Source organism: Caballeronia sp. LZ028 (assembly GCF_031451415.1).
Taxonomy (GTDB): Bacteria; Pseudomonadota; Gammaproteobacteria; order Burkholderiales; family Burkholderiaceae; genus Caballeronia; species Caballeronia zhejiangensis.
Genome location: NZ_JARUXN010000001.1, coordinates 1262664 through 1283951 on the forward strand (window position 1 = coordinate 1262664; position 21288 = coordinate 1283951).

Sequence of the window (21288 nt, forward strand, 5' to 3'; positions counted from 1 at the left end):
GAACGAGATGGAAAGGTACGGGTTCGGTTGAAGTGGCGTGGACTGCGGCCTATGGAACCCGAACGCTTCCCTGCGCTGGCATTATCCAGATCAGGTTCAAAGGGTATTTCTCACCCACGCCACACGAAGCGCTTCGCCGATGAAACCGCACGAAACCGCGATGTGCAACGCAGGACCCCCGCGTTAGCAGCCGACACGTTACACCGCGGCGTGGCGTCTTGGCAACCATCCCGAAAATGAGCCGATGGATGCGAGCGCTTACTGCATAATGTCGGGCGCCGCGGATTTCCGGGTTTTCCCGAAGGTCGCGCGGTCCTTCCTCGCGCCATTCCCCTTTGCTTTACGCCATGTCGTTCTGTCTGGTTTTGCCCGTTTTTCTCCGGCGCGCAGCCGTCGCCGCGGAGTGATGCATGTCCGCTCTGCCTCCGCCGCGCCTGCCGTTCAGCTTCCCTGACCGTTTTCCGTTTCGCGCGCCGCGCTCTTTCAAGGGGCAGGTCGCGCTTGCGCTGACGGTCGTCTATCTCGTTTGGGGATCGACGTATCTCTGCATCCATCTCGCGCTCGAATCTTTTCCGCCGTTGATGCTCGGCGGGCTGCGCAATCTGTTCGCGGGCATCGGGCTATTCTTGATCGCGGTGCATCGCAAGTCGGTGTGGCCCAGCGCGCGGGAAGTGCGCAACGCGGCGATCGTCGGCACGTTGCTGGAAGGTCTGTCGAGCGGGATGATGGCTTACGGCATGCGGACCGTGGGGACCGGCACGGCCGCCGTGATGGTCGCGACGGTGCCGCTTTTCGCGACGATCTTCACCGCGCTCAGCGGACGCGGCGTCGCGAAAGGCGAGTGGTTCGCGGTGGCGCTGGGTCTGCTCGGGATCGTGCTGCTGAATCACGGCGATCCCTCGCCGAGTTCGACGGTCGGCACGCTGGCGATTCTGTGCGCCGCGATCTTCTGGGCGGGCGGCGCGCATCTGGCGACGCGCCTGCCGCAGCCTTCCGATCTGCTGATGTCGACGGCGCTGCAGATCGGTTTGGGCGGATTGATCGCGACGGCGATCGCGTTCGCATCGGGCGAGCGGTTGGCGAGCGTCGGCGTCGGCGCGGGGTTCTCGTTTTTGTATCTCGTTGTGATCGGTTCGATGGCCGCTTATGTCGCGTATAACTTTCTGATCCGCAATACGAGCACGATCGTCGCGACGAGTTGTCTTTATGTGAATCCGGTGGTGGCGGTTGGTTTGGGCGCGCTGCTGCTCGGGGAAATCGTCACGCAATGGACCGTGATTGCGACCGTTGTGATTCTGCTTTCCGTTGGGCTTTCGTTCTGGTTTGATCAGCGGCGGCGGGGACTTCTCTGAACGCACCATCCTTGTAAAAACCGCTTCTCGTCACGCGGCGACGCTGCATTGATCGATGCAGCACCGCGCGGGGTCTTCGCGCATCCCGAGTAATTCCTCTAACGAATCCGAAACCCTTTCCGGACGGGCCTCAGCGGCCGATACACGCCATCGTCGCACCGTCTCGGGGCATGCTCATTGCTCAACGCATGCGCCACTTCGACGGCAAATCTGATCGATCGAAATGGCAAGAGGGAAACCCGAATCGGGCCCGGCGAGCGAGCGCGCAAAGTCCTGCGGATGCCTAATCGTCCGGACCCGGATGACGATGTGGCCGATCAAATCAAATCAAAACAAAGGAAGGTGAAACCATGAAGCTCATCCGCACCGCTGCCGCGCTTGCCGCCGTCGCCGCTTTGCTCTCCGCTTGCGGCGGAAGCTCCGATGACGTCGGCAAGGAAATCGGCGTCACTCAGCCGCAAGTCCATTTCATCCACGCGATCCCGAGCGGCCCGAACGTCGACTTCTACGACAACAGCAAGATCCTGCAGCCGAATCTCGCCTATAAGGCGGTGACGAACTTCGCGAACATCGACACGGGCCAGCACAACTTTTCCTACGCCGCCGTCAACACGACGACGCAACTCGCCACCGACACGACCATCTCGAACGCGGCGAAAGGGCACGAATACACGGTGATCGCGCTGCCGGACGCGGGCTTCGTGCCGTCGATCGCGGTGATCGACGATCCGTTCGACAAGGGCCTGCTATCGAGCAGCGCACGCGTGCGCGCGTTCAACGCATCGACGAACGCGCCGAACCTCGACATCTATCTCGTCGCGCCGGGCACGAACATCTCGACCGTCAGCCCGACGATGGCGGGCGTCGCCTACAAGAACGCCGTACCGGCGACGACGCAAGACTCGATCTACGTCTCCGGCGGCACGTATCAACTGATCGCGACGCTGCCGGGCTCGAAGACGCCGGTCTATAAATCGGCGTCGTTCGATCTCGTCAACAACGCGGACTGGCTCGTGACGACGCTGCCTTCGGGAACTGCAGCCACGCAACTCGTGCCCGAGAAGATTCGCGTGCTCGTCGCGCAGGGTGGCAACACGCAGCAGCCGGCGCTCGAACTGCCCGACACGCAATAAGGCATGAACCGCACAGCCCGGCCGGAAGAATCGGCCGGGCCTTTTCGTATCGCGCGCAGCTACTTCGCAAGGACGATGTGCGTGGCCCGCTCCGTCGGAACGTGCTCGACCGTCCGATATCCCAAAGCGCGCAAATCCAGACCGTCGAAGAGCGATTCCCCTTGCCCGAGCGCCACCGGCGCGAAAGCGAGGTGGATTTCATCCACATGGCCGGCCTGAATGTATTGCTTGACCGTGGCCGCTCCGCCGCCGATCTTGATGTCCTTCGCGCCCGCCGCTTCGCGTGCCTTTTGCAGCGCGACCTCGATGCCGTCCGAGACGAAGTGAAACGTCGTCCCGCCTTGCATCCGAATCGGCGGACGCGGGTAATGGGTCAGCACGAAAGTCGGCGCATGATAGGGCGGATCCTCACCCCACCATCCTTTCCATTTTTCATCCGGCCATTCGCCGCGAATCGGCCCGAACATGTTGCGCCCGACGATGAACGCGCCGAATCCGTCCATCGCGCGCCGGGCGAAGTCGTCATCGACACCGGTTTCGCCGTCGTCTTTTCCCTGCATCCGCCGAAACGTCTGCGTCGGGAAAAACCACTGAAAGAGCTCCGGGCCCCGCACCCCGAGCGGATGTTCCAGACTCTGACCGGTTCCCGCGGCGAAGCCATCGAGCGAAACGCCGAACCCGGCTACTTTTACTTTGGCCATTCGTGTCTCCGTTTGCGCTGTGAATCCCGATGTCTGAAGCCAGGCATCATCGCTCAGGAAGGCATCGAGATGAGCGAACTCTATCGCAGCGAAGGGGATCTGGGTCATCGGCGTCATTGTGCAGAGAATGACGCGTGACCCGTGGGACGCCGCGAGCGGCCTGGACGACACACGAACGGCTCCAAAGACAAAAAAAATCCCGCCACGCGAAGGTGGCGGGAAGAGAGAGAACTACGTCAACGATATGGAACGCCTGAGCGGGAACGCCGCAGCGAAGCGGCGCGCCTCGTGAATTACTTGTGCTGCTCCGCGGAGTTCGAGATGGCCTGGCCGCCCTTCGAGATGTCCTGACCGGCTCCCGAAACGGTGTTGCAGCCTGCGAGAGCCGCGCTGCCGGCGATGAGGAGTAGAGCGATGAGTCGAGTCATGTGTATTCCCCTTGGAGTTGAAATGCGTGACAGGAAAAACGGTTCGCGCATCGTGTGTGGTCGACGGGCGCCTGGCTGACGTCCTGTCTTACCGGTGTGATCAATCATAAAAAAGCGCATCGATCGCGGATGTAGGCACGCATGCGATTCTGGTGTCGGCGTCGTCCGCATTTCGTGTCGGCGCCGTCCTACGTGGATGCCGCGACGACCGGCGCATCGGCGCTGCGCTCGCGCGGCATCGACACGCTGATCGCCGTGCCGCGCGGCGTCGCGCGCTCGATCTCGAAGCGTCCGCCGCGCGCCGACACGCGCTGCCGCATGCCGACGAGCCCATGCGTCTGCGTGCGCTTCAAATCCTGCGGCCGAATGCCGATGCCGTCGTCGGTGATCGAGAGCGACACGTTTGCTTCATCGACCGTCAGCGCCACGCGGATACGGCTCGCGTGCGCGTACTTCGCCGCGTTCGTGAGCGTCTCCTGCGCGACGCGGAAAAGCGCGATTTCGATCGCCTCGCCGAGCTTCACGTCCTCGCCCGGCAGGTCGAATTCGACGTTCCAGCCGTTGCGCTGCGCGGCTTCATCGGCGAGCGAGCGCAGCGCCGTGACGAGACCGAAGTTGGCGAGCACCGTCGGGCGCATGTCCTCGATGATGCGGCGCTTCAACGCGATGCCCTGATCCAGATTGCCGAGCGCGCGCGCGAGTTTTTCGGCCATCGCGGGCTCGCTGTCCTTCAGCTTGCCGCGCACCCACGCGACATCCATCTTGCTCGCGGTGAGGATCGAGCCGAGTTCGTCGTGCAGTTCGCGCGCGAGCTCCGTCTTCTCGTTTTCGCTGACGGACTGCAAGTGCCACGCGAGCGCCTCGAGCTGACGCGTGCGCGCGAACACGAGCTGATCGAGCTCTTCCTGCTGCGTGATAAGCGCCTTCTGCACGCGCGCCTGCTTGTCGAGCTGAATGCCGAGATTACGAAACAGCAGGATGAATAGCACGATGTTGAGGGCGCACAACGCGCCCACGCACAGCGTCGAGATGCGCTGGTCGGCGCGGCTCGCGTCGAGCGCGTGTTGCGCGCGCTGCTCTTCGTTCAGGCGCAACAGCGACAGCGCCGCATCGAGCGTGGCGCTCGCGTCGGGTGGCGGCAGCGCACGCGTGGCATCGGCGTCGGGCGAATCGGCGATGCGCGCGGTGCCTTGCGCGATTTCATCGTCGGCGGCGGCGCGGATCTGCGCGAAGCTCGCGAGCGCGGTGTCGTCACCGATGCGCCGGTAATACGCATCGAGCCACGCCAGCGTGCGCCGCACGCGTCCGGCCGCGTCGCGGAAATGCGCCTGATACGCGTCGTCGGCCTGTAGCGCGAAGCCGCGTTCGTCGGCGGTGAGCGCGGCGATATCGGCGGCGAGCATCGAAAGCTGCGCGGTCGCGCCTTTCGCTTCGAGCGCGGTCTCGTATTCCGACGCGATCCGCATGCGCCCCGATTCCAGAATGATCAGCCCGCCGACCGTGATGACGATCGCCACCGTCATCGCGACCGCCCAGCTGTAGCGGCGCATCCAGTCGTTGAAGCGCGTGGCGCGGCGCGCGATTCCTTCCGGCGCGGGCGGCGGCGTGTCCTCGGGCAAGATCGTCGTCGGTATCGCGGTGGGCGGTACGTGGCTCATGGCGTGGGTCGTCCGGCGTTTCACTTGGAGCAGCCGATTTGAAAGCAAGTGTCGGTGGATTCCCACAGCAAAAAAGGAGCCTGCCCGAATGCGCGGCGCGCATCGCGTGGCTACGATAGTTCCGTCATCCACTCCTACGGGGAACGATCATGCTGAAGTGGGCCTTGTTTTTCGCGATCGTAGCCGTGATCGCCGGCGTGCTGGGGTTCACCGGCGTCGCTGCCGGAGCGGCCGCCATCGCCAAGTTCCTGTTCGTGCTGTTCCTGATCCTGTGCGTCGTGTTTCTCGTGCTCGGCTTCGTCGTCACGAAAAAAGCGATCGATTAGCGGCGTTCCGGACGTATCGACAAAACGTAATCAAAAACTCAGGAAGGAGGTCACATGCTTCATTACGCTGCAGTCTTCTTCGTCATCGCCCTCATCGCGGCTGTGTTCGGTTTCACGGGCATCGCGGCCGGCGCGGCGGAAATCGCGAAGATCCTTTTCTTCATTTTTCTCGTCGTGTTCGTGGTCACTTTGCTGCTCGGCGTGTTCCGAACGTGACGCCCGCTTAGCTAAAAGCCACGAGCCATCAAGCCGCGCGCGGGTTTCATCACCGTCGCGCGGTTTCTTCGACAGATCAGGCATGGTGTGTGCATCGGAGTATCGGATTGGATAGCAGGGCGCTATGGAAACCCTGGCGCCGAAGCCTGCTCCAGCGAACAACGTCAACTCACCTGTCAAAGAGGAGCGAACCAAATGTCCAAATCGTCTGCGGTAAACGCCGAGCCGAGCCAATCCACCGACGCCTTCGTTCTCGATGTCGAGAAGATCCGCGCCGATGCCCGGCAGCACATGGACGAAGGCGCGGTGACGACCGGCTACGGCGCCGATCGCGAGACCGTGCTGAAGCTGCTCAACGATTCGCTCGCCACGGAAATCGTCTGCACGCTGCGCTACAAGCGCCACTATTTCATGGCGAAGGGCATCCACTCGGAAGCCGTCGCACAGGAGTTTCTCGAGCACGCGAACGAGGAACAGCAGCACGCCGACACGCTCGCCGAGCGCATCGTGCAACTCGGCGGCGCGCCGAATTTCGCGCCCGACGGCCTCTCGTCGCGCTCGCATTCGCAGTACAGCGAAGGTAAGGATCTGATCGACATGATCCGCGAGAATCTGATCGCGGAGCGCATCGCGATCGACACGTATCGCGAGATCATCCGCTATCTCGGCGACAAGGACGTCACGACGCGTCGCATCTTCGAGGACATTCTCGCCGTCGAGGAAGAGCACGCCGACGACATGGCCGATCTGCTGGAAGGCCGCAACGGATGAGGACGAGGTCGCCGGGGACGCGTCGCGCGCCCGGCGCCCGCATGACATGGCCGATCCACTGGTAGCAGACCGTCCGGCAGCACGGACCACGCGAATGATTCGAGTCTTGATAGCCGACGACCACGCCATCGTGCGCAGCGGGTTCAGGCAGTTCGTCGCCGACGAACCCGACATGGAAGTCGGCGCGGAAGCCGCCACCGGCGACGAGGCCATCGCGCTCGTGCGCGCGCAGGCGTTCGATGTCGTGCTGCTCGACATCGCGATGCCCGACAAGAACGGCGTCGATACCTTGCGCGTCATCAAGCAGATCCGTCCGGAGCAGGGCGTGCTGATGCTTTCGGGCTTCCCCGAAAGCCAGTACGCAATCAACCTGCTGAAGGCGGGCGCGAACGGCTATCTGAACAAGGATGCCGCGCCCGACGAAATCGTGCGCGCGATCCGCACGGTGGCACGCGGGCATCGTTATCTGTCGGAGTTCATCGCGGATGCGCTCGCCGACAAGCTCGACAAGCCCGCCGCCGAGCGCCCGCACGAACTGCTGTCGGAACGCGAGTTTCAGATTTTCTGCAAGCTCGCGGGCGGCCAGTTGCCGACGGAAATCGCGCAGGAACTGCATCTGTCGGTGAAGACGGTGAGCACGTATCGCGCGCGCGTGCTCGAAAAAATGCGGCTTTCCAATAACGCCGACCTCACGTATTACGCGATCAAGAACGGCCTGATCGAATAGCGGCGCATCGTTCGAACATCCGCGAGAGCACTGCCGGAGGACGCCCGCCGTGGGCAATCACATCGACACTGACGACCGAATGGAGCAGCCGGGCGCGCGGCGGCCGCCGCTCGCGGCGTTGCTGATCGAGGATTCGCCGCTTATCCGCCGCAGCCTGACCGAGGCGATCGACGCGCTCGGGCCGTGGCGCGTGACCGCGTTCGCCGATGCGCCCGACGAGGCCATCGCGCTGCTGTCGTCGCGGACTTTCGATGCGATCATCGTCGATCTGCAACTGAAGCGCGGCTCGGGCATCGACGTGCTCGCCTGGCTCAAGGAGGGCGGCGCGCCGCGCTCGGAAACCGCGTTCATCGCGGTGCTCACGAATCACGCGCTGCCGACGTATCGCGAGCGTTGCCTGCAATACGGCGTGCGTCACTTCTTCGACAAATCGCTCGAGTTCGATCGCGTGCTCGACGCGCTCGACGACTACGCGCGCGAGCGCACCTGAAGGCTCGGCTCAGAAAGGCTGCGGCCCGCCACCTTGTTCGACGCTCATGCAATGCGTGACGAGGCCGACGCCGGCGCGCCACAGATGCAGCCCGAATGCGGGCGGCTCCATCACGAAGGCTTCTGGACCATCGGATTTCAATTGCAGCGCGACCTGATGCGCCGTCGACGGGGCGCACCACACGATCGTGCCGCCGAAGCGCGCGCTGATCGCGCGGTGCACGTGGCCGCATACGATGCGCTCGACGTTCGGATGACGCCGCACGAGTGCGTCGAGCGCGCGGCTGTCGTCGGGCGCGAGGCGGATGTCGTCCATGAAGCCGATGCCGCATTCGATCGGCGGATGATGCATGCCGATCAGCACCGGCCGGTCGCGCGAGGCGTCGAGCTGCGCTTCGAGCCAGGCAAGGCGCGTGGCGCACAGGCGTCCCGCGCCGGAGCCGGGATCGAGCGTGTCGAGCGCGATCACGCGGACTTCGCCGACGTCGAACGCGTACTGCAGGAAACCGTCGTGACCCGCGAGCTCGGGGAGATCGCCGAAGACGGCGCGCAGATTCGCGCGGTCGTCGTGATTGCCGGCGATGACGCGCCACGGAATGGCGAGCCGGTCGAGGAGCGTGCGCAGATGCCGGTATTCGTCGATGCCGCCCGCATCGACGAGATCGCCGGTAACAAGCACGGCGTCGGCGCGCGGATCGAGCGCGTTGAGGACGTCGATCGCGCGGGCGAGATACGCGGCGGTATCGACGCGGCCGTAGGCGAGCGTGCCCGGCGGCGTGATGTGCAGATCGCTGATCTGGGCGAGCAGCATGCGCGAATCTCCTCGTCGCGGACGGTTTCGGGCTGGGTCGTCGGATTCAGCCGTCGGATTCAGTCGTCGGATTCGGCGACCGGCGGCTTGGGCGCGAGCTTCGCGGGGACGAGCCACTGGAAGCCGGTCATCGACGTTTCGCTGAACGTGCATTCGGCGGCTGCGGGCACCGATGAAGACTTCGTGGCCGGCGGCTTCGGCGGATTCTGGATCGTGCCGTGCACGACGACCCGCGAGCCATGATAACTCGCGCCGGAACCGGTGATTTTGAGCGGCGCGCTCGCGGCGTCGGGATAGTCGGCCCGCACCTTCTCCTTGCAGGTCTCGACGTTCTTGTAATAGGACGTGCAGCCGCCGAGACAGGCGAGCGAAGTCGTGAGCAGGACGGGCAGCAGGTGACGGATGCGATGGTTCATCGATGAATTCGGTCGGTGCCCGATGCGGCGAGACGCGCCGGGGCGTGATGAGTGTCGGGCGGAGCTTTATAACATGCGTACCGCAGTGCATCACTGTAGTGCATCGCGGCGCGTGACCGCTTGTTTTGTGCAGCGATGCGGTAGCACAATCGGCACTGACGTTCGACGAGCGCGTTCCTCACCGATGGAGACGACCGCCATGCAGAAGGACATCGAAGTAGGCGATTACCTGCTCGCCATGCAGGCCGTGCCGAAGCCGCTCGCGGCCGATGGCGACGAGGATGCGGCGCCGTCCGAAGGTTACGCGATCCGCGTGCGCGTGACGCGCCTCGACCAGAAGCCGCTGCACGGTTCGAAACTCGCCGACGACTCCGGCGAAATGACCGGCGACCGCGGCCCGTTCGAGACCGTCGCCGAGGCGATCGCGCACGGCGAGGCGTGGGGACGGCACTACGTCGCGCGTGTGCTGGGGCATGCGGTGTAGGCAGCGAAGGCAGCGAAAGAGGGGATCGGTTTCCCCGCGTGCGGCGGGTTCAGCGAGATGGTGCGTGCGGCTAGACTCGGGTTCATCGACCGGACCATCGCGGAGCCCGCCATGACGCCCGTTGCGCTCTACATCACCCCGAACTACATCGCTTCCGTGAAGAGCGGCAAGGCGCGCGACTGCTTCGGCGGTACGGTGCGCTTCGTCGGCGTGGATGCGTTGCCGTTCGATATCGAGCATGTGTGCCTGCTCGAACGCGATACGGCGATCGAAGCGCTGCTCGATGCAGTGAGGGATGCGGAGCGGTTGTTGAACGCGGTGTGAGGGTGCGGCGCGCTGCCCTTCATACTGCTTGGTGCCGGGGACCGGACTCGAACCGGCAAGCCGTGAGGCGGCGGATTTTAAGTCCGCTATGTTTACCAATTTCATCACCCCGGCAGGGCGGACGCGATTCTACCATTGCATGCGACCGCGCCAAAGCCGCGCCGCTCGTCGTATACAAGCCGTTCGACAAGGTTTCGGCCGTCCCGCATAATCGCCGGCACCGATTCAGTCGCGAGGACACGATGATGGTGCCGGAACCGAACGTGGCGCACGGCGAGGACTTCGGCGTGCGCGCGAACGAAGAAGCGTGACGCCTCATGCGTATTGCCCTTATCTCCGATACCCATAACCTCGTGCGCCCCGAAGCGCTGGACGCCTTGCGCGGCTCCGCGCACATCATCCACGCGGGCGATATCTGCAGACGCGACGTGCTCGATGCGCTCGCGTCGCTCGCGCCGCTCACCGTCGTGCGCGGCAACAACGATATCGCCGATGACCTCGCGCGGCTGCCCGAACACGCGCGCATCGAACTGGGCGGCGCGACGATTCACGTCGTCCACGATATCGCCGATGTGCCGAAGCAGCTCGACGGCATCGATGTCGTCGTGACCGGTCATTCGCACAAGCCGCTCATCGAGCGGCGCGGCGACGTGCTCTTCGTGAATCCCGGCAGTGCGGGGCCGCGTCGCTTCAGATTGCCGGTCACGCTCGCGCTGCTCGATATCGACGACGGCAAAGCGGAAGCGCGCATCGTTTCGCTGATCGAATGAAAAAAGGGCCGGCGCTTCACGCACCGGCCCTCCCATTCGATCACGCCAGAACGCTTACGCGCGCACCGTGCCTTCCGGGAACGCATCGTCCATTTCGGCGGCTTCGCGATGGCCGCGCAGAATCGCATGCGCTTCCGACTTCGACGCGACCGCCGGCGGCGAGCCCTTCAGCGGCTTCTTCGCCGTCTCGGAGAGCGCGAGCACCGACACGATGCCGATGATCGACGCGCCCATCAGATAGTACGCGGGCATCATCAGGTTGCCGGTCGTGTCGACGAGCCATGCGGTGACGAGCGGCGTCGTGCCGCCGAAGAGCGACACCGACACGTTGAAGCCGATCGCGAGCGCACCGTAGCGGATCTTCGTCGGGAAGAGCGCCGGCAGCGACGACGGCATCACGCCCGTGAACGTCGACAGCAGCGCGCCGAGAATCATCATGCCGGCGAAGATCGACGGAACGGTGCCCATGCGGATCAGCGAGAGCGAAGGAATCGACAGCACCAGCAGACCGATACAGCCGGCGAGCATCACCGGCTTGCGGCCGATCGTGTCCGACAGACGGCCGGCGAGGAGCGTGAGCGGCATCATCAGCACCATCACGACGAGCACGATGAAGAGGCCGTGCGTCTCGTTGAACTTGAGCGTCGCCGACAGATAGCTCGGCAGATACGACAGCGCCATGTAGTCGGTCACGTTGAAGATCAGCACGAGGCCCACGCATTGCAAGAGCGGCTTCCATTGCTGGATCAGCGTCTCGCGGAACTGCTCCTTGGTCGTCTCGTGCGACACGGCTTCGGCCTTTTCGGCTTCACGCTGGAATGCAGGCGTTTCTTCGAGCTTCATCCGGATGTAGAGACCGATCAGGCCGAGCGGACCCGCGATCATGAACGGAATGCGCCAGCCCCACGACAGCAGGTCTTTTTCCGACATCACCGCCGTCAGCACCGCGACCACGCCCGCGCCGAGCACGTAGCCGACGAGCGTGCCGAATTCGAGAAAGCTCGACATGAAGCCGCGCTTCTTGTCCGGCGAAAATTCGGCGATGAAGGTCGCCGCGCCGCCGTACTCGCCGCCCGTGGAGAAGCCCTGCACGAGACGCGCGATGAGCAGCAGCACCGGCGCCATCACGCCGATCGATTCGTAGCTCGGAATGATGCCGATACAGAAGGTGCCGACGGCCATCATGATCATCGTCATCGCGAGCACGCGCTTGCGGCCGATGCGGTCGCCGAGCGGGCCGAACACCATGCCGCCGATCGGGCGCACGAGGAAAGCGGCGGCGAACGTGCCGAAGGTCGCGAGCAACTGCGCGGTGGGGCTGCTCGACGGGAAGAACACACGGCCGAGCGTCACGGCGATGTAGCTGTACACGCCGAAATCGAACCACTCCATCGCGTTACCTATGGCCATGGCGCCGACGGCGCGCTTCAACAGGGATTGATCGACGATGGTGATGTCGTCGAGGGTGAGGTCGGACTTCTGACTGGATGAATCGCGTTTGCGCCAAAGGCCCTCGTTAAGAGAAGACATAGTTCGAAAAACTCCGTATTCGATCCCGACGCTCAAAGAACGTCGGGTGCGTCGCCGCGGAGGACGGACGCAAATTGCCGGGATAGTGCAGTTTCGAGACGGCGCCGCGAACGCTTGAAGACGAAAGCAAAGGCTTTCCGCGACCTCGGGCCGAGCGGCTCGAAGTCGATGAGCGAAAAGAAACACGGTGCCGGTGCCTCGCGCGGGTGTAGTCGCGAAATTGCACTCGGGTGAAACACACGAATTTGACGTGCGGACGGCGAACGCAGCGCTGAATGACTGAGTTGCCGCGGGTGGGCCGCGACGTCGGCGAAAAAACAACTTGAGACGAAAAAGGCCGGCGTTACTGCTTGGAAAACCGACGCGCCTCTTTGTATAAGAAACTGTCACTACCGCGCAACGCCCGAACTTGAAGTCGGAAACATTTGCACGTGAATGATGGTGAATTGCTGTTGATAACGAGCAAGATGATAACACGATGACAGACGATCTGCAAACCGGTCTGCCACCGCGCTCGAGCCCGACGGCCGCAAAGCCTTGTCGGACGTAGGATTGCGCCGATTGTCATCTCGTGGTCCGATGTACTAAGCGGAACAATTTTCCGCCGCGCGGACAACAAAAAACCGGCCGCTCGGGCCGGTTTTTGCGATGCGATGAACGCGCGATTTCAGCTTTGCGGCGGCACGTAGCCGGACGCCGTATCGGCGCCTTCGCCGAAGAAATACTTCTCCGTCTGCTTGATCAGATACTGGCGTGCGCGCGGATCGGCCATGTTCAGCCGATTCTCGTTGATGAGCATGGTCTGCTGCTTGAGCCAGCCTTGCCAGGCTTCCTTCGAGATCGTTTCGTAGATGCGCTTGCCGAGCTCGCCCGGCAGCGGCGGGAAATCGAGTCCTTCGGCTTCCTTGCCGAGCTTCGCGCATTGAACCATTCGGGCCATTGTGAGTTTCTCCTCTGTATCGGGGGCAAAGCGCCGTTCGACGCTTCTTGGATCATGTTCAAAGCTGTTTCATCAGGACGAGCGACTTGCGCTGCCAGTTATAGAGCCGCCGGCGATCTTCGGGCAGATCGTCCACGGTCACTTTCACGAAACCGCGTTTCAGGAACCAGTGTTCGGTGCGCGTCGTCAGCACGAAAATGCGCGTCAAGCCGCGTGCGCGGGCGCGCTGTTCAATGCGCTTCAACAGGCGTTCGCCGTCGCCCGAACCTTGCGCTTCCGGCGCGACCGTCAGGCAGGCCATTTCGCCGATGCGCTCCTGTGTGTACGGATAGAGCGCCGCGCAGCCGAACAGCACGCCATCGTGCTCGATGACCGAGAAATGGTCGATGTCGCGCTCGATCTGGTGCCGTCCGCGCCGTACGAGCGTGCCGTCGGATTCGAGCGGCTCGATCAGCGTGAGAATGCCGCCGACGTCGTCGGGCGTCGCTTCGCGCAGGCTTTCGAGATTCTCGTACGAGATCATCGTGCCGACGCCGTCGTGCAGGAACAGTTCGAGCAGCACGCTGCCGTCGAGCGAATACGGAATGATGTGGCCGCGCGCAACGCCGCCGCGGCACGCGCGCACCGTATGCTTCAGATAGAACGCCGTGTCGCCCTGCAATTCGCCGCTTTCCTGCAAGCGATAGGCGTCGTCGAGCGACATTTCGCGGATCAGCTCGTTTTCCGAGTCGCCGAGACCCGGAATTTCGGTCACGAAAATGATCTTGTCGGCGCGCAGCGCAATGGCCGCGGCGGACGCGACATCTTCCATCGACAGATTGAAGGCTTCGCCCGTCGGCGAAAAACCGAGCGACGACAGCAGCACGAGCTTGTTCGACGCGAGCGACTGGCGGATGGAATCGCCGTCGATCTTGCGCACGACGCCGGTGTGCTGGAAATCGACGCCATCGAGAATGCCGACCGGCCGCGCCGTCACGAAGTTGCCCGACACCACGCTGATGTGCGCGTGCGCCATCGGCGTGTTCGGCAAGCCCTGGCTGATCGCGGCCTCGATGTCGAGACGCACTTCGCCGGCGGCTTCTTTCGCGGATTCGAGCGCGCGGGCATCCGTTATGCGCAAGCCGTGAGAGAACGACGACTCGACGCCGTGCAGGCTCAGTTGCTCGTCGAGCTGCGGACGCGAGCCGTGCACGAGCACGACGTGGATGCCCATTGCGTGCAACAGGCCGACGTCCTGCACGAGCGCGTTGAGGCGACCTTCCTGCACGAGTTCCCCGCCGAACGCGACAACGAAAGTCTTGTTTCGAAACGCGTGAATGTAGGGCGCGACGGATCGCATCCAGTCGACGAACTGGGCGTGGGGATTCGGCGCTTCGGGCTCGACTGCCGGCTGCGTCGCGGTCATCGTGAGGTCGGTTTGGGAATTCATCCCGGGATTATAATGCGACGCTATGCCGAATGTTTCTCGTCCCTCACGCCCCGATCAGGCGGGCAAGTCTCAGTCCGCCGACAAATCCCTCGATACTCAGGAGCAGTTGCGACAACTGCGTGAAAGTCTGCTGCGCGAGACGCGGGAGGGCGCGGGCACGTCCGATTCCGGCGAAGCGGCGGGTTTGAGCAAGAAGGAACGCGCCGCGCAGCGGTTCGCGGGCGGCAAAGCGGCGGCGGAGGCTCCTTCGCAACCGAAGAAGGCGGCGCAATCGAAAGAGCGGCCCGCGAAAGCGGAGGTCACGGCGCAACGTCCGCCGAAGGCGCGCGACACGGCGCAAGCTGCCACGCAAGCGCCCCCGAAACGCGAAGACGCGAGGCGTGAACAAGGTGCGCGGCCGCAGCGTCCGGCGCGCGTTCAGCAGCCGAAGCCCGTCGAAGCGCGCCAGCCGCAGCCGCAGCCGCAACCTGCGCCGCGTGTCGAACCTTCGGCCGAAACGCGCCCGCCGCGCAAACAACGCCCGGTTGAAGCACGTCCACCGCGCGAACAACGCCCGGTTGAAGCACGTCCGTCGCACGTCGAACGCCCGGCCGAAACGCGTCCGCCTCGCGAGCAACGTCCGCCGCGCGCGCCGCGCGTCGTCACGCCGAATCCCATTCCGCCGATCACGTTTCCCGAAGCGCTGCCCGTTTCCGGCCGACGCGAGGAAATCGCGCGCGCGATCGCTGCGAATCAAGTCGTGATCGTCAGCGGCGAAACCGGCTCGGGCAAGACGACGCAATTGCCGAAGATCTGCCTCGCGCTCGGACGCGGTCTCGGCGCGGGTGGCAGCGGGCTGATCGGGCATACGCAGCCGCGCCGCATCGCCGCTTCGGCGACCGGCCGGCGCATCGCGGAGGAACTCGGCACGCCGTTCGGCGAAGTCGTCGGCTACAAAGTGCGCTTCACGGACAATCTGGCGCCCGGCGCGTCCGTCAAGCTGATGACAGACGGCATTCTGCTCGCGGAAACGCAGACCGATCCGCTGCTGACCGCCTACGACACGATCATCATCGACGAAGCGCACGAACGCAGCCTCAACATCGACTTTCTGCTCGGTTATCTGAAGGAAATCCTGCCGAAACGCCCGGATCTGAAGCTGATCGTCACGTCCGCGACCATCGACGCAGAACGCTTCGCGCGCCACTTCGGCAGCGACGAAAAGCCCGCGCCGGTGATCGAGGTGAGCGGACGGCTGTATCCGGTGGAAGTGCGCTATCGGCCGATCGAAGAGGAAAGCGAGGCGATCAGGAACGCGCAGGGCACGGCGCCCAAACGCAACGATCGCAAAGCCGATCGCGATCTGATGGAAGGCATCGTCGATGCCGTCGATGAACTGTGCCGCGTCGGTCCCGGCGACGTGCTCGTGTTCCTGCCCGGCGAGCGCGAAATCCGCGATGCCGCAGAAGCGTTGCGCAAGCATCATCCGCCGCATACGGAGATCCTGCCGCTCTTCGCGCGCCTTTCCGCGCAGGAGCAGGAGCGCGTGTTCAAGCCGTCGAACGCGCGGCGCATCGTGCTCGCGACGAACGTCGCGGAGACGTCGCTGACGGTGCCGGGCATCCGCTACGTGGTCGATACCGGCATGGCGCGCGTGAAGCGTTATTCGTATCGCAACAAGGTCGAGCAACTGCAGATCGAGCCGGTGTCGCAGGCGGCGGCGAATCAGCGCGCGGGCCGATGCGGGCGCGTCGCGGACGGCGTGTGCATCCGTCTGTACGACGAAGCCGATTTCGCCGCGCGGCCGCGCTTCACCGATCCCGAAATCCTGCGCTCGTCGCTCGCGGCCGTGATTCTGCGGATGAAGTCGCTGCATCTGACGGCGATCGAAACGTTTCCGTTCATCGAACCGCCGCCGGGCCGCGCGATCGCGGACGGCTATCAATTGCTGAACGAACTCGGCGCCGTCGATGACGACAACGCGCTGACGAGTCTCGGCCGCGAACTCGCGCGCCTGCCGCTGGATCCGCGCGTCGGCCGCATGATTCTCGCCGCGCGCGATCATCATGCGCTCGCGGAAGTGCTGATCATCGCGTCGGCGCTGTCGGTGCAGGACCCGCGCGACCGTCCGATCGAGGCGCAGGAGCAGGCGGATCAGGCGCATCGGCAGTTCGTCGACGAGCGCTCCGAATTTCTGCAGTGGACGCGCATCTGGAAGTGGTTCGAGGAAGCGGTCGCGCACAAGAAATCGAACAAGCAGCTCGCGGATGCGTGTCGCGCGAATTTCCTGTCGCATCTGCGTTTGCGCGAGTGGCGCGACGTGCATTCGCAACTGCTGACGGTCGTGCGCGAGCACGGCTGGCGTCTGAACGAATCGGATGCGACCTTCGAGCAGGTGCATCTGTCGCTCTTGACGGGCCTGCTCGGCAACGTCGGTCTCAAGGCCGACGACGAGCCGCATTATCTCGGCGCGCGCGGCATCAAGTTCTTTCTTTGGCCGGGCTCGGCGCTCTTGAAGAAAGCGGGGCGCTGGGTGATGGCGGGCGAACTCGTCGAGACGAGCCGCCTCTACGCGCGCACGATCGCGAAGATCGAGCCGGAATGGCTCGAAACGGTCGGCGCGCATCTGCTGAAGAAATCGCTATCGGACGCGCATTGGGAGAAGAAGGCCGCGCAGGTCGTCGCCTACGAACGCGCGACGCTGTACGGGCTGACGGTGTATGCGCGTCGGCGCGTGAGCTTCGGCAAGCAGGACGCGAAATACGCGCGCGAACTGTTCATTCGCGGGGCGCTCGTCGAAGGCGAATTCGATACGCGTCTGCCGTTCTTCGCGCACAACCGCAAGCTCGTCGCGGACATCGAGCAACTGGAACACAAGTCGCGCCGTCAGGACGTGCTCGTCGACGATGAACTCATCTACGGCTTCTACGATTCGCTGATCCCCGAAAACATCTGGACGGGCGCGGCGTTCGAGCGCTGGTATCGCGACGAGCAGAAGAAAGAGGGCAACGACAAGCTGCTGTTCCTGTCGCGCGACGACCTCATGCGTCACGAAGCTGCCGGCGTCACGACGGATCTGTTTCCGAAGCGCATGACGATGTCGGGCATCGAAATGGCGCTGACGTATCACTTCGAGCCGGGTTCGCCGCGCGACGGCGTCACGCTGCAAGTGCCGCTTTACGGGCTGAATCAGGTCGATGCGCGCCGCGTCGAATGGCTCGTGCCCGGCATGATCAAGGAGAAGGTGCAACTGCTGCTGAAGTCGCTGCCGCAGAAGCTGCGCCGTCACGTCGTGCCGTTGCCGGAATACGCCGCGGCTTTCGCCGGGCGTCATGGCGGGCCGAAGTTCGGCGCGGGCGCGCTCGTCGATTCGCTCATCGCCGATATTCGCGAGCAGACGCAAATCGCCGTGAAAAGCGCCGATTTCAAGCTGGAAACGCTGCCCGCGCACCTGTTCATGAACCTCAAGGTGATCGACGAACACGGCCGCCAGCTCGCGATGGGCCGCAATCTCGCGCAGTTGCGCGCGGAACTCGGCGGGCAGGCGCAGCAGCAGTTCCAGAAACTGACGTCGGCGGCGGCGTTCGATGCGCTTTCCGGGGACTCCGATACGCCGCCCGCACAGCAACCGGCAAGCGAAGGCACCGCGCTCTACGAGAACCTCACGACGTGGAACTTCGGCAAGCTGCCCGAGCTGCTGGAAATCCGCCGGCGCGGGCAGACGCTCTTCGGCTATCCGGCGCTCGTCGATCGCGGCACGCATTGCGACGTCGAAGTGTTCGATTCGCCCGAGGAAGCGGTGCGTATTCATCGCGCGGGGTTGCGCCGGCTTTTCGCGCTGCAGTTGCGCGAGCCGATTCGCTATCTCGAGAAAAATCTGCCGGGCCTGCGGGAGATGTCGATGCAATACATGGCGCTCGGCACGGCGGACGAACTGCGCGATCAGATCGTGGAAACGGCGCTCGATCGCGCGTGCCTGCAAGACCCGCTGCCCGACGACGACGCCAGCTTCCACGCGCGCCGCGACGCCGCGAAAGGGCGTCTGACGCTGCTCGCGAACGAAATCGCGCGGCTCGTCGGCACGATCCTCAACGAATATGCGGCGCTCGCCAAAAAGCTGGCGTCGGTGAAATCGTTCGCGTCGGCCTATGCGGACATGCAGGCGCAATTGAGCGCGCTCATCGGCAAGCGTTTCGTCATCGATACGCCGTATGCGCAGCTTGCGCATTTTCCGCGCTATCTGAAGGCGATCGCGCAGCGCGTCGACAAGCTCAAGGCCGATCCGGCCCGCGACGCGCGTCTCGCCGCCGATCTGCAGCCGCTCGCGCAGAAATATCAGCGCGCGTTATCGCTGCGCGGCGGCGTCGCGGATGCGCGGCTTGCCGAATATCGCTGGCTGCTGGAGGAATTGCGCGTATCGCTGTTCGCGCAGGAACTGCGCACGCCGATGCCGGTCTCGGTAAAACGCCTCCACAAGGTGTGGGAATCGATGCAGCGTTAGGTTTCCGCTGGAAAGACGCAAAGAATCAACGTATTGCGCAAAAAGACCTCGCTCGTCAACCCGCCGCGGGAGGCAAACGTTCTACAATGACGCCTGCCCTCCGAAGCCTACTTTTCATGCGCAATATTTTCCGTTCCGGCCGTGTGCGTGCCTTCGCCGCACGCGCAGCCATCGCAACCGGCGCCGCCTTGGTCGCTTCCGCAGCACTGGCCAACAATGTCATCGTGCTCAACTCGGCGGAAGCCACGCTGAGTCTCATCGACGAAAACACGCATCAGGTCGTCGGCACCGTGCCGACGGGCAAAGAGCCGCATCACCTGATGCCCACGCCCGACAGCTCATCGCTGATCGTTGCGAATTCGGTGTCGAACAACCTGATGTTCGTCGATCCGAAAACCGGCGCGTTCCAGCGCTGGGTGCAGGACATCGAAGATCCGTATCAGCTCGGTTTTTCGCCGGACAAGAAATGGTTCGTCTCGACGGGTCTGCGCCTCGACCGCCTCGACATCTATCATTTCGACGGCAAGAATTTGAGCGTCGCGAAGCGCCTGCCGCTCGCCACGATGCCGAGCCACATCGCGTTCACGAACGACAGCTCGACCGCGTTCATCTCGCTGCAGGTGTCCGGCGAAATCGCGGCGATCGACCTGCCGACGCAGACCGTCAAATGGAAGATGAAGGTCGGCAAGGTGCCCGCGGGCGTCTGGCTCACGCCGGGCGACAAATATCTGCTCGTCGGCATGACCGGCGCGGATTACGTGGCCGTGGTCGACTGGCGCAACCAGAAGGTCGTCAAGACCATCACGACCGGCAAGGGCGCGCACAACTTCCGCTCGATGGTCGACGGTAAGCACGTACTCGTTTCGAATCGCGTGGCGAACACGATCAGCATCATCGACGAGGACACGCTCACGAACGTCGGCGACATCACCGGTCTCTTGCCCGGCCCCGACGACATGGAACTTTCCGCCGACAAGAAGTATCTGTGGGTTACGTTCCGCTTCGCGAAGCACGTCGGCGTGATCGACCTGGCGAATCGTAAGCTGATCGAAACCATCAAGGTCGGCCGCTCGCCGCACGGCATCTACTTCTACAATCGCGCGCCGGTGACGGCGCCGAACGGGGCGTAAGCAAACAGGGCGCGCATTCGCGCCCTGTACTACGATTGAGGGATGGCCGGTCCCGGACGGCCGCACGCACCACGGAGCACCATGTTTCATTCCATTCTTTCGTCGCTGGACGGTCTCGTTTCCTGGCTTCAGACGCAGCTCTACGTCGATGTCGTGCAGCCGGTCCTGTTCAAGATCGGCATGATGGACTACGACGAAGACACCTACGACGCGCTGTACTGGGTGATCGTCGGCGTGCTCGAAGTGCTCGCGATGTACGCGATCCTGCGGCCGCTCGAAGCTTTCCGCCCGGCGGAGGAGTGGAAAGACCGCAAAGGCGTGCGCGTGGACGTGCTCTACACGTGGATCGTCAAGCTCGGCATCCTCAATCTGTTTTTCTTCTTCACGTTCCAGCCGCTCTTCGATTCGATGCAGAGCTGGCTGCGCCTCCATAACGTGCCGAATCTCGAGATCGACAACCTGTGGCCCGGCGTGACGACGCAGCCGCTCGTCACGTTCGTCATCTATCTGCTCATTCTCGATCTGGCGGGATACTGGTATCACCGGCTGGAGCATCGTTTCGGCATCTGGTGGGAATTGCACGCGGTGCATCACAGCCAGCAGAAGATGTCGCTCTGGACCGACGACCGCAACCATCTGCTCGACGACGTTCTTCAGGCGAGCTTTTTCGCGTGCGTCGCGCTCGTGATCGGCGTGGAGCCGTCGCAGTTCGTCGTGCTCGTCGCCATCACCAACTTCATGCAGAGCGTGCAGCACGCGAACATCCGCATGCACTTCGGCTGGCTCGGGGAGCGCATTGTCGTAAGTCCGGCGTTTCATCGCCGCCATCACGCGATCGGCTTCGGTCACGAAGGCACGACTTACGGTTGCAACTTCGGCGTGCTGTTCTCGTTCTGGGACATTATCTTCCGCTCGGCGTCGTTCGACCGCACCGTCGAGCCGACGGGCATCCGCGACCAGCTCGGGGCGCCGGGCGTTGCGCCCGTCCATTACGGCGACGGCTTCGTCGAACAGCACTGGCTCGCGTTCAAACGCATCGCCGCGCGCCTTTCCGCTCGCCGTGCGGGTGCGTCCGCTTCCGACAACTCGGCGGCCGTCTGAGCGTCTCCGGTTCGACCAGCGCCCGTGCGCGGCGCTGGTTTATCCTGTCGGTTCCTTCTTCTTTTAAGAAAC

Annotated in this window: 21 protein-coding genes, 1 tRNA gene and 1 riboswitch; of the genes, 13 read left to right on the forward strand and 9 right to left on the reverse strand. The window is 63.7% G+C overall.

Going from position 1 to position 21288, the window contains the following annotated elements:
• Positions 1 to 49 precede the first annotated feature (49 nt).
• A riboswitch (TPP riboswitch) is annotated at positions 50 to 190 on the reverse strand.
• Positions 191 to 410: 220 nt separating this feature from the next.
• Both QCE58_RS05910 and QCE58_RS05915 read left to right on the forward strand, forming a co-directional pair.
• Positions 411 to 1352 (forward strand): EamA family transporter, encoded by a 942-nt coding sequence (locus tag QCE58_RS05910; protein ID WP_250496756.1) that lies wholly within the window; start codon positions 411 to 413, stop codon positions 1350 to 1352.
• Between the two features lie 350 nt (positions 1353 to 1702).
• A complete protein-coding gene (locus QCE58_RS05915; RefSeq protein ID WP_250521026.1) occupies positions 1703 to 2485 on the forward strand; it encodes a DUF4397 domain-containing protein in 783 nt (260 codons plus the stop codon).
• A gap of 59 nt (positions 2486 to 2544) precedes the next feature.
• On the opposite strand, the gene QCE58_RS05920 is transcribed toward QCE58_RS05915, so the two are convergent.
• The 3 genes from QCE58_RS05920 to QCE58_RS05930 form a co-directional block, all read right to left on the reverse strand.
• Positions 2545 to 3186, reverse strand: coding sequence for a dihydrofolate reductase family protein (locus QCE58_RS05920; RefSeq protein ID WP_250521027.1), 642 nt, complete (start codon positions 3184 to 3186; stop codon positions 2545 to 2547).
• 293 nt (positions 3187 to 3479) lie between these two features.
• Positions 3480 to 3614 (reverse strand): entericidin A/B family lipoprotein, encoded by a 135-nt coding sequence (locus QCE58_RS05925; protein ID WP_008350566.1) that lies wholly within the window; start codon positions 3612 to 3614, stop codon positions 3480 to 3482.
• Positions 3615 to 3802: 188 nt separating this feature from the next.
• Entirely contained in the window at positions 3803 to 5272 is a 1470-nt protein-coding gene (locus QCE58_RS05930) for a sensor histidine kinase (protein ID WP_008350563.1), read from the reverse strand.
• A 149-nt stretch (positions 5273 to 5421) separates the two neighbouring features.
• Between QCE58_RS05930 and QCE58_RS05935 the strand changes: the two genes are divergently transcribed.
• From QCE58_RS05935 to QCE58_RS05955, 5 genes are all read left to right on the forward strand, one after another.
• Positions 5422 to 5598 (forward strand): DUF1328 domain-containing protein, encoded by a 177-nt coding sequence (locus QCE58_RS05935; protein WP_008350561.1) that lies wholly within the window; start codon positions 5422 to 5424, stop codon positions 5596 to 5598.
• A 54-nt stretch (positions 5599 to 5652) separates the two neighbouring features.
• Positions 5653 to 5814 (forward strand): DUF1328 family protein, encoded by a 162-nt coding sequence (locus tag QCE58_RS05940; protein ID WP_008350559.1) that lies wholly within the window; start codon positions 5653 to 5655, stop codon positions 5812 to 5814.
• Positions 5815 to 6009: 195 nt separating this feature from the next.
• Entirely contained in the window at positions 6010 to 6585 is a 576-nt protein-coding gene (locus QCE58_RS05945) for a bacterioferritin (RefSeq protein ID WP_008350558.1), read from the forward strand.
• Positions 6586 to 6679: 94 nt separating this feature from the next.
• Positions 6680 to 7312, forward strand: coding sequence for a response regulator transcription factor (locus tag QCE58_RS05950; protein ID WP_008350556.1), 633 nt, complete (start codon positions 6680 to 6682; stop codon positions 7310 to 7312).
• 49 nt (positions 7313 to 7361) lie between these two features.
• The gene (locus QCE58_RS05955; RefSeq protein WP_239295414.1) at positions 7362 to 7802 is read left to right on the forward strand and encodes a response regulator; all 441 of its coding nucleotides are present in this window, start codon (positions 7362 to 7364) and stop codon (positions 7800 to 7802) included.
• A 9-nt stretch (positions 7803 to 7811) separates the two neighbouring features.
• Here the strand turns inward: QCE58_RS05955 and QCE58_RS05960 are convergent, their stop codons facing one another.
• Together QCE58_RS05960 and QCE58_RS05965 are read right to left on the reverse strand one after the other, a co-directional pair.
• On the reverse strand, positions 7812 to 8612 hold the full coding sequence (locus QCE58_RS05960; protein WP_250480428.1) for a phosphodiesterase: 801 nt from the start codon (positions 8610 to 8612) through the stop codon (positions 7812 to 7814).
• Between the two features lie 59 nt (positions 8613 to 8671).
• Positions 8672 to 9028 (reverse strand): hypothetical protein, encoded by a 357-nt coding sequence (locus QCE58_RS05965; RefSeq protein ID WP_008350549.1) that lies wholly within the window; start codon positions 9026 to 9028, stop codon positions 8672 to 8674.
• Positions 9029 to 9227: 199 nt separating this feature from the next.
• Here QCE58_RS05965 and QCE58_RS05970 point away from each other — a divergent pair, with 199 nt between their 5' ends.
• Together QCE58_RS05970 and QCE58_RS05975 are read left to right on the forward strand one after the other, a co-directional pair.
• The gene (locus QCE58_RS05970; protein WP_008350548.1) at positions 9228 to 9512 is read left to right on the forward strand and encodes a hypothetical protein; all 285 of its coding nucleotides are present in this window, start codon (positions 9228 to 9230) and stop codon (positions 9510 to 9512) included.
• A gap of 111 nt (positions 9513 to 9623) precedes the next feature.
• Positions 9624 to 9836, forward strand: coding sequence for a hypothetical protein (locus tag QCE58_RS05975; protein ID WP_008350546.1), 213 nt, complete (start codon positions 9624 to 9626; stop codon positions 9834 to 9836).
• A 29-nt stretch (positions 9837 to 9865) separates the two neighbouring features.
• Here QCE58_RS05975 and QCE58_RS05980 read toward each other — a convergent pair.
• Positions 9866 to 9950, reverse strand: a tRNA-Leu gene (locus tag QCE58_RS05980).
• 203 nt (positions 9951 to 10153) lie between these two features.
• On the opposite strand from QCE58_RS05980, the gene QCE58_RS05985 reads away from it, so the two are divergent.
• Complete coding sequence (locus tag QCE58_RS05985; RefSeq protein WP_175979903.1) at positions 10154 to 10606, forward strand: metallophosphoesterase family protein; 453 nt, start codon at positions 10154 to 10156, stop codon at positions 10604 to 10606.
• A 54-nt stretch (positions 10607 to 10660) separates the two neighbouring features.
• On the opposite strand, the gene proP is transcribed toward QCE58_RS05985, so the two are convergent.
• The 3 genes from proP to argA form a co-directional block, all read right to left on the reverse strand.
• Positions 10661 to 12136, reverse strand: coding sequence for a glycine betaine/L-proline transporter ProP (proP, locus tag QCE58_RS05990; RefSeq protein ID WP_033536864.1), 1476 nt, complete (start codon positions 12134 to 12136; stop codon positions 10661 to 10663).
• Positions 12137 to 12803: 667 nt separating this feature from the next.
• Positions 12804 to 13076: an oxidative damage protection protein gene (locus tag QCE58_RS05995; RefSeq protein WP_008350541.1), complete on the reverse strand. Its 273-nt coding sequence runs from the start codon at positions 13074 to 13076 to the stop codon at positions 12804 to 12806.
• A 58-nt stretch (positions 13077 to 13134) separates the two neighbouring features.
• Positions 13135 to 14505, reverse strand: a complete 1371-nt coding sequence (argA, locus tag QCE58_RS06000) for an amino-acid N-acetyltransferase (protein WP_033536863.1) — start codon at positions 14503 to 14505, stop codon at positions 13135 to 13137.
• 106 nt (positions 14506 to 14611) lie between these two features.
• Here argA and hrpA point away from each other — a divergent pair, with 106 nt between their 5' ends.
• From hrpA to QCE58_RS06015, 3 genes are all read left to right on the forward strand, one after another.
• Positions 14612 to 18985, forward strand: a complete 4374-nt coding sequence (hrpA, locus tag QCE58_RS06005) for an ATP-dependent RNA helicase HrpA (RefSeq protein ID WP_309779296.1) — start codon at positions 14612 to 14614, stop codon at positions 18983 to 18985.
• A gap of 116 nt (positions 18986 to 19101) precedes the next feature.
• Positions 19102 to 20115 carry a beta-propeller fold lactonase family protein gene (locus QCE58_RS06010; protein WP_034474119.1) on the forward strand — a complete coding sequence of 338 codons (1014 nt, stop codon included), beginning with the start codon at positions 19102 to 19104 and terminating at the stop codon, positions 20113 to 20115.
• Positions 20116 to 20196: 81 nt separating this feature from the next.
• The gene (locus tag QCE58_RS06015; protein WP_008350532.1) at positions 20197 to 21216 is read left to right on the forward strand and encodes a sterol desaturase family protein; all 1020 of its coding nucleotides are present in this window, start codon (positions 20197 to 20199) and stop codon (positions 21214 to 21216) included.
• The last annotated feature ends 72 nt before the right edge of the window (positions 21217 to 21288 follow it).

Bases quoted from the DNA above. Each gene is read 5' to 3' on its own strand.
- QCE58_RS05910 (WP_250496756.1), top strand. From the start codon at position 411: ATGTCCGCTCTGCCTCCGCCGCGCCTGCCGTTCAGCTTCCCTGACCGT.
- QCE58_RS05915 (WP_250521026.1), top strand. From the start codon at position 1,703: ATGAAGCTCATCCGCACCGCTGCCGCGCTTGCCGCCGTCGCCGCTTTG.
- QCE58_RS05920 (WP_250521027.1), bottom strand. From the start codon at position 3,186: ATGGCCAAAGTAAAAGTAGCCGGGTTCGGCGTTTCGCTCGATGGCTTC.
- QCE58_RS05925 (WP_008350566.1), bottom strand. From the start codon at position 3,614: ATGACTCGACTCATCGCTCTACTCCTCATCGCCGGCAGCGCGGCTCTC.
- QCE58_RS05930 (WP_008350563.1), bottom strand. From the start codon at position 5,272: ATGAGCCACGTACCGCCCACCGCGATACCGACGACGATCTTGCCCGAG.
- QCE58_RS05935 (WP_008350561.1), top strand. From the start codon at position 5,422: ATGCTGAAGTGGGCCTTGTTTTTCGCGATCGTAGCCGTGATCGCCGGC.
- QCE58_RS05940 (WP_008350559.1), top strand. From the start codon at position 5,653: ATGCTTCATTACGCTGCAGTCTTCTTCGTCATCGCCCTCATCGCGGCT.
- QCE58_RS05945 (WP_008350558.1), top strand. From the start codon at position 6,010: ATGTCCAAATCGTCTGCGGTAAACGCCGAGCCGAGCCAATCCACCGAC.
- QCE58_RS05950 (WP_008350556.1), top strand. From the start codon at position 6,680: ATGATTCGAGTCTTGATAGCCGACGACCACGCCATCGTGCGCAGCGGG.
- QCE58_RS05960 (WP_250480428.1), bottom strand. From the start codon at position 8,612: ATGCTGCTCGCCCAGATCAGCGATCTGCACATCACGCCGCCGGGCACG.
- QCE58_RS05965 (WP_008350549.1), bottom strand. From the start codon at position 9,028: ATGAACCATCGCATCCGTCACCTGCTGCCCGTCCTGCTCACGACTTCG.
- QCE58_RS05970 (WP_008350548.1), top strand. From the start codon at position 9,228: ATGCAGAAGGACATCGAAGTAGGCGATTACCTGCTCGCCATGCAGGCC.
- QCE58_RS05975 (WP_008350546.1), top strand. From the start codon at position 9,624: ATGACGCCCGTTGCGCTCTACATCACCCCGAACTACATCGCTTCCGTG.
- QCE58_RS05985 (WP_175979903.1), top strand. From the start codon at position 10,154: ATGCGTATTGCCCTTATCTCCGATACCCATAACCTCGTGCGCCCCGAA.
- proP (WP_033536864.1), bottom strand. From the start codon at position 12,136: ATGTCTTCTCTTAACGAGGGCCTTTGGCGCAAACGCGATTCATCCAGT.
- QCE58_RS05995 (WP_008350541.1), bottom strand. From the start codon at position 13,076: ATGGCCCGAATGGTTCAATGCGCGAAGCTCGGCAAGGAAGCCGAAGGA.
- argA (WP_033536863.1), bottom strand. From the start codon at position 14,505: ATGAATTCCCAAACCGACCTCACGATGACCGCGACGCAGCCGGCAGTC.
- QCE58_RS06010 (WP_034474119.1), top strand. From the start codon at position 19,102: ATGCGCAATATTTTCCGTTCCGGCCGTGTGCGTGCCTTCGCCGCACGC.
- QCE58_RS06015 (WP_008350532.1), top strand. From the start codon at position 20,197: ATGTTTCATTCCATTCTTTCGTCGCTGGACGGTCTCGTTTCCTGGCTT.